The sequence below is a fragment of the Helicobacter cinaedi CCUG 18818 = ATCC BAA-847 genome, from assembly GCF_000155475.1.
GTDB lineage: Bacteria > Campylobacterota > Campylobacteria > Campylobacterales > Helicobacteraceae > Helicobacter_C > Helicobacter_C cinaedi.
This window is the reverse complement of record NZ_DS990397.1, coordinates 11,273-12,701: the sequence shown is the minus strand read 5'-3', so window position 1 is coordinate 12,701 and position 1,429 is coordinate 11,273. Positions and strand designations below refer to the sequence as shown.

Sequence of the window (1,429 nt, the reverse complement as noted above, 5' to 3'; positions counted from 1 at the left end):
TTATTTCAAGCACGAAGTGTTAATGGAGCAAGAATATGAATGAAAAACAAGATATAAGAGTTGATGAGTTTGGAGAGGAGATTCTGTATGAGATAAGGCATAATGTGTTTATATTGGATTGGATTTCTTATATATTAATTTTTTTAGTTTCTCTATTCATTCTTATAGCATTCCCAATAATGATAAGTAAAATATTCGCAGACGAAAATCCTATTCTTGTATTGATTGCTGTATTTTATAGCCCAAAGTCTTGGTTGATATTTTTGCTCTATATTGCCATTTTCTATTCGGTTATAGATGCGTATCGCCAAGTATTTTACTATCGCAAAAACAAAATCTACATTACCAATCAAGGCATAGGCTTTGAGAGAAGGAATTGGTTTAGAATACAAAAAGGATTCTTTAGATTTGGGGAAGTGGGATTAGTCAAATACTATACTCCAAGACCATTTTTAGAAAGGTCTAATTGTTTTGTTTATTATTTTTTGAATCACCAAGCACCGAGTAAAAATTATAGGTATTTTAATTTGATTTTTATGCCTAAGCATTATCATAAAGTATTTTTATGCGATGAATATATGACAAATCAAGAACGAGAAAAACTACTCAACTTCATTCGCCAAAAAACCAAAGAGGCTTTAGAATCTCAAGGCATAACAATCAGTGATGCAGAATTAAAAGATAAGATAAAAGATTTAGGCTATAAGGACATCTAATGCCACAAGATTCTATACGCAATATCCAATTATCCCCAAGTGTAGTATATGGCGATGAAAACTTCCCTCAAAAAGAATATAGAAGATTAAAAGCCTTACTTGATAAAGGACAAAGAGAACAAGTTATTAATGACTTAAAAGTTCGTTATCAAAAGGATAGAGATTTAGCTTATGAATTAGCCCATAGATTAGAGATTGATTTAGCAAAAGAACTCAATGTTATTCATTATGACAATCTTAAAGATAAAAATGCTTCTTATATTATCATTGCAGATTATAATACGCAAACTCAAGAATTATCTCTAAGCTTAGAATCTGAAATCTTTAATACTTTACTTGATACAATCCATTATTATTCACAATACAAAGGCAATTTTGCAGATACACTAATGAGTGGAATAAGTGGAGTGTTTGGGGCAATGGAAGAGGGAGCAAAGCGGGTTGCAAAACTAGCAATAGAGCAAGGATTTTCAAAGAAAATAAAAGCACTTAAATATGTCTTTAAAGTAGAGGGTATTTCTGTATCTGCTACTTATAATTATGGGAACAATGATGGAGATATAGTTAAAACAGGTGCAGGATTAGTGATTGAAATGTTACTTGCCTCTGGAATCTCTCTTATCCTTGCCTCAACCTTAGGCTTAACTTCAGCTCCTGCTTTAATTGTTATTGGTGGAATTTCTGCACTTATCGCAGGTATTTTAATGAACACC

1 protein-coding gene and 1 pseudogene are annotated in these 1,429 nt (G+C 31.6%); both read left to right on the top strand.

Going from position 1 to position 1,429, the window contains the following annotated elements:
- Positions 1-35 precede the first annotated feature (35 nt).
- Positions 36-716 (top strand): hypothetical protein, encoded by a 681-nt coding sequence (locus tag HCCG_RS10830; RefSeq protein WP_002957591.1) that lies wholly within the window; start codon positions 36-38, stop codon positions 714-716.
- Positions 716-1,429, top strand: a pseudogene (locus HCCG_RS12295) (ribonuclease domain-containing protein); the annotation flags it as partial. The gene HCCG_RS10830 and the pseudogene HCCG_RS12295, both read left to right, overlap by 1 nt.

Coding starts and splice junctions, on each gene's coding strand:
- HCCG_RS10830 (WP_002957591.1), top strand. CDS start 36: ATGAATGAAAAACAAGATATAAGAGTTGATGAGTTTGGAGAGGAGATT.